The organism is Kitasatospora sp. NPDC056731 (assembly GCF_040687675.1).
Lineage (GTDB): Bacteria > Actinomycetota > Actinomycetes > Streptomycetales > Streptomycetaceae > Kitasatospora.
The window spans coordinates 1-4,801 of sequence record NZ_JBFBNR010000093.1 but is presented as its reverse complement, the minus strand read 5'-3'; the positions used below and the strand labels follow the sequence as shown (position 1 = coordinate 4,801).

The 4,801-nt window shown below is 75.5% G+C and carries 6 protein-coding genes; all 6 read left to right on the top strand.

The window, feature by feature from the left end:
* The coding region (locus AB0R04_RS38725; RefSeq protein WP_363378862.1) for a MaoC family dehydratase at positions 1-497 on the top strand (497 nt) is incomplete at its 5' end.
* Positions 498-504: 7 nt separating this feature from the next.
* Positions 505-2,043: an AMP-binding protein gene (locus AB0R04_RS38720; protein WP_363378860.1), complete on the top strand. Its 1,539-nt coding sequence runs from the start codon at positions 505-507 to the stop codon at positions 2,041-2,043.
* A 67-nt stretch (positions 2,044-2,110) separates the two neighbouring features.
* Positions 2,111-2,383 carry a phosphopantetheine-binding protein gene (locus tag AB0R04_RS38715; RefSeq protein WP_063352985.1) on the top strand — a complete coding sequence of 91 codons (273 nt, stop codon included), beginning with the start codon at positions 2,111-2,113 and terminating at the stop codon, positions 2,381-2,383.
* Between the two features lie 3 nt (positions 2,384-2,386).
* Positions 2,387-3,418: a hypothetical protein gene (locus tag AB0R04_RS38710; protein WP_363378858.1), complete on the top strand. Its 1,032-nt coding sequence runs from the start codon at positions 2,387-2,389 to the stop codon at positions 3,416-3,418.
* Positions 3,411-4,316 carry a tryptophan synthase subunit alpha gene (gene trpA, locus AB0R04_RS38705; RefSeq protein WP_363378856.1) on the top strand — a complete coding sequence of 302 codons (906 nt, stop codon included), beginning with the start codon at positions 3,411-3,413 and terminating at the stop codon, positions 4,314-4,316. Before AB0R04_RS38710 ends, trpA begins: the two co-directional genes overlap by 8 nt.
* Before the next feature lie 19 nt (positions 4,317-4,335).
* Entirely contained in the window at positions 4,336-4,710 is a 375-nt protein-coding gene (locus tag AB0R04_RS38700; protein ID WP_063352982.1) for an ectoine synthase, read from the top strand.
* Positions 4,711-4,801 lie beyond the last annotated feature (91 nt).

The window sequence follows — 4,801 nt, the reverse complement described above, 5'->3', positions numbered from 1 at the left end:
ACCTCACCAGCGGCACCCGCACCCTGGCCCACCTGACCACCTCCGCCCTGCTCGTCGGCGCCACCACCATCGAACCCTTCGGCACCCTGGGCCCCGCCGCCCACCCCGGCACCACCCCCGACACCGAACCCCTCACCCTCACCCACACCCTCACCCCCGCCGACGTCACCGCCTACGCCCACGCCGCCGGCGACCTCAACCCCCTGCACCTCGACGACGACGCCGCCCGCGCCGCAGGATTCCCCGCCGCCATCGCCCACGGCATGCACCTGGTCGCCCTCGCCACCGAGGAGATCACCGACCGCCACGCCGACGGCGACCCCACCCGCCTCACCGCCCTGGGCGCCCGCTTCGCCGCCCCCACCACCCCCGGCACCCCGCTGCGCCTGACCCTGCAGCCCTACGACCGGGGCACGGTGGTGCGCTTCACCGTCGCCACCCAGGCCGGCACCGCCGTCAAGGCCGGCTGGGCCGCCCTCACCCCGGCGGGGGAGTGAGACCCCGATGACCACACCCGCCGAACCCACCACGCCCGCCGCGTCCACCGCACCCGCCGTGCAGGCCCCGCCGCCGCTGTCGCTGCCCGACGCGTTCACCGCCCACGCCCGCACCCGGCCCGACGCCGTCGCCCTCCTGTGGCACGAGCGCGCCGTCACCTACCGCGAACTCGCCGAAACCGCCGAACGCGAACGGCTGCGCCTGCACACGCTGGACCTCGCCCCCGGCGAGCCGGTGGGCCTGCCCGCCGCCAAGTCCCCCGAGCAGATCGCCCTCGTCCTGGCCTGCCTGATCGAACGCCGCCCCTTCCTGCTGCCCTCCCCGCAGCTGGCCCCCGCCCTGCTCGCGGCCCTGTTCGCCCAGGCCGGCGCCCGCCACCTGCTCGCCCCCCTCGGCCAGGACGCCCCCGCCCTGCCCACCCTGGCCCGCCCCGCCCCCGTGCCCACCCTCGCCGCCGGCACCTCCTTCCTGCTCACCACCTCCGGCTCCACCGACCTGCCCAAGATCGTCCCCCTCGCGCAGGCCGCCGTCGACCGCTTCACCGCCTGGGCCCACGACACCTTCGACCTCGGGCCCGGCCGCGTCGTCGCCAACTACGCCCCCCTCAACTTCGACCTGTGCCTGCTCGACGTGTGGGCCACCCTCGCCGCCGGCGGCACCGTCCTGCTCATCGACCCCGCCCACGCACTCAACGCCCGCCACCTGCTCGCCCAGCTCACCCGCCACCGCCCGCACGTCCTCCAGGCCGTCCCCCTCGCCTACGCCCTCCTCGCCCAGGCCGCCGCCGCCCAGCCGGCAGGCCCGGCGGTGCTGGACAGCGTCGAGCACGCCGCGTTCACCGGCGACGCCATCGACGCCCGCACCCTGGCCGCACTGCCCGCCCTGCTGCCCGGCGCCGCGCTCTACAACATCTACGGCTGCACCGAGACCAACGACAGCTTCCTGCACCGCTTGGACCGCCTGGACGCCACCGCCGCCCTGCCGGTGCCCATCGGCACCCCCCTGCCCGGCGTGCGCACCCTGCTCGCCGCCCCCGACGGCACCCCCGTCACCGGCCCCGGCCGCGGCGAACTGTACGTCTCCACCCCCTTCCAGGCCGCCGGCTACCTGGACCGCTCCCGCGACACCGGCCGCTTCACCACCCAGCCCGAAGGCGCCGGGCCCGGACGGCGCTGGTTCCGCACCGGAGACCTGGCCGTCCGCGACGAACACGGCCGCCTGCACCTGACCGGACGCGCCGACTTCCAGGTCAAGGTCCGCGGCGTCGCCGTCAACACCGCCGAGGTCGAACGCGTCCTGCTCGCCCACCCCGAGGTCCGCGAGGCCGCCGTCGCCGCCGCCCCGGACCCGCTGACCGGCAAACGCCTGCACGCCGCCGTCCAACGCGCCGCCGGCTCCGCCCTCAACAGCCTCACCCTGCGCGAACACCTCGCCCGCAACCTGCCGCGCGCCGCCGTGCCCGAACGCCTGGCCATCCACGACGCCCCGCTGCCCAAGACCGCCACCGGCAAGGTCGACCGCAAGGCCGTCCTGCCCACCGCCTGACCAAGCCACCCGGCCCATCACCTGATGACGCCACCAAAACCCCACACACCCAAGGGAGTTGCGAGCCATGAGCAACATCGCCCAGATCAAGCGGTTCCTCATCGAGGAGTTCCTGCCCGACGTCACCCCCGAGCAACTCGCCGACGACCACGACCTGCTCTCCGACGGCGTCATCGACAGCCTGGGCGTCCTCAAGCTCATCGCCTGGGTCGAGGACCACTTCGCCCTGCCCGTCGACGACACCGACCTCGACCCCAACAACTTCCGCTCCGTCACCGCCATCGACGCCTTCATCACCCAGCGCCGCGCCGTCCCGGCCAGCGCCGTGGCAGGCGGCTGACCCGTGCACCCGGCCCTCACCGCCCTGCTCGCCGGGCACGACGTCGACCTGGACACCTGGCGCTCGTGGTGGGACCAGCTGGAGCAGCGCACCCCGGGCCCGGCCCGCGACAGCGACCGGGCCCAGGCCGCGGCCCTGCTGGCCGCCCTCACCACCCGCCTGCCCGCCCCCGACACCCTCGCCGCCTTCACCACCTCCCTGACCGAACGCAGCCCCCACCCCGGCCCCGCCCACCCCGCCAGCGTCAACATCGTCGGCACCGGCGGCGGCCCGGCCACCTTCAACCTCTCCACCGCCGCCGCCCTGACCGCCGCCGCCATGGGCGTACCCGTCGTCAAGACCGGCTCCCGCGCCTACACCAGCAGCGCCGGCTCCATCGACCTGCTCGAACGCCTCGGCATCACCCTCACCTCCTCCCACACCGCCACCGCCGACCACCTCGCCCGCCACGGCATCGCCTTCGCCGGCCCCCACGTCTACCCGCCCGCCCTCACCCGCCTGGCCCGCCTCCTCTTCCCACTCACCCTCAAACCCTTCGGACGCCTCCTCAACACCCTCGGCCCGCTGCTCGCCACCGTGCCCGTCACCGCCCAACTCACCGGCACCAGCGCCACCACCGACCTGCCCGCCCTGCGCCACCTCGCCCCCCGCACCCCCGGGCGCGCCGTGTGGCTGGCCACCAACACCGCCGGCGCCGACGAACTCCTGCCCTTCGCCGACAACACCCTGCACACCCCCGACACCACCCTCCACCTGCCCGCCGGCTCCATCGCCCCCGCCGACGGCACCCTGGCCGACCTCGCCCCCCACCCCGAGGACCTCACCGGCCACTTCCTGCAAGCCCTCGCCGGCCGCGCCGGCCCCACCGCCACCCACACCATCGCCCTCAACGCCGCCGCCCTCGCCCTCGCCTCGGGCCGCCACACCCACTGGCACACCGCCCACACCGCCGCCCTGGACGCCCTGGCCGACGGCGCCCCCCGCGCCCTGGCCGCCCGCCTGCGCGCCGACCACAAGGCCCCCGCCCATGCCTGACACCACGTTCTTCGCCGCCCGCGCCGACGGCCGCCCGCACCTGGCCCTGTTCCTCAACGCCGGAGACCCGCCCGCCCGCCTCACCGACCTGGCCCTCGTCCTGGAGGAGGAAGGCGTCGACGTCCTCGAACTCGCCGTCCCCTTCCCCAACTCGCCCACCGACGGCCCCGTCATCCGCCGCTCCGCCGACCGGGCCCTGGCCGCCGGCACCACCCTGGACACCGTCCTGGACGAACTCGCCACCCTGCGGCCCCAGTTGAAGAACATGAAGATCGCACTGCTCGCCGACTGGAGCCACAGCCTGCGCGCCGCCGACCCCGCCACCTGCGCCCGCGCCATCGCCCAGGCCGGCGCCGACGCCCTGCTCGTCCACGCCCTGCCGCCCCGCCTGCGCCCCGCCTGGCGCCAGGCCCTGCGCGAGGCCGCCCTGCCGCAGGTCGCCACCTGCTACCCGACCTCCACCCCCGAGGTCCTCACCGCCGCCGCCCGCGACGCCCACGACGCCTACGTCTACCTCGTCGCCCACTACGGCCGCTCCGGCACCACCCCCGCGGCAGGCCACCACACCCTGGCCGCCACCGTCGCCACCCTGCGCGCCGCCGCCCCCGCCACCCCGGTCGCCATCGGCTTCGGCGTCAAAAGCGCCGCCGACCTGGACGCGGTCGCCGCCGCCGGAGCCGACGCCGCGATCGTCGGCTCCGCCGCCGTCGCCCGCATCGAGACCGCCCTCACCGAGGGCCGCGACGCCGCCCAGGCGCTGCGCGCCCTCCTCCACGACCTCCGCCCGCCCGGGCCACCCCAGCCCGCCACGGCCGGACGCACCACCACCAGCACCACCGCCGTACCGCGCACCACCAGCACGAGCACCACCCCCGGCACCACCACCCTCGCCCGCTGACACGAAAGGCAGAACCAGCATGCTGATCCGCGACCTTGACGACGTCCAGACCGTCGAGTGGGGCAACGGCCTGTCCCGCCGCTTCCTGGTGGCCGGCGACAACCTCGGCTACACCCTCACCGACACCATCGTCAACGCCGGCACCAAGTCCCGCCTGGAGTACCGCAACCACCTGGAGGCGTGCTACTGCATCGCCGGTTCCGGCGAGGTCATCGCCATGGACGGCACCTCCCACCCCATCACCCCCGGCCGCCTCTACGCCCTCGACCAGCACGACGCCCACTACCTGGTCGCCAGCCCCCACGAGGACCTGCGCCTGGTCTGCGTCTTCTCCCCGGCCCTGCGCGGCGACGAGGTCCACCAGCTCGACGCCTCCTCCTCCTCCGCCTACTAGGGCGTGTCTGACAATTCCCGCCGGGCGCGCGACGCCGGGCATCCCGCCTGGACGCACCGGCGAAACGTCCAAGTACGGCCCAGTACGAGGA

What these genes read in the sequence shown, in the direction of transcription:
- AB0R04_RS38720 (WP_363378860.1), top strand. Translation starts at nt 505, where the DNA reads ATGACCACACCCGCCGAACCCACCACGCCCGCCGCGTCCACCGCACCC.
- AB0R04_RS38715 (WP_063352985.1), top strand. Translation starts at nt 2,111, where the DNA reads ATGAGCAACATCGCCCAGATCAAGCGGTTCCTCATCGAGGAGTTCCTG.
- trpA (WP_363378856.1), top strand. Translation starts at nt 3,411, where the DNA reads ATGCCTGACACCACGTTCTTCGCCGCCCGCGCCGACGGCCGCCCGCAC.
- AB0R04_RS38700 (WP_063352982.1), top strand. Translation starts at nt 4,336, where the DNA reads ATGCTGATCCGCGACCTTGACGACGTCCAGACCGTCGAGTGGGGCAAC.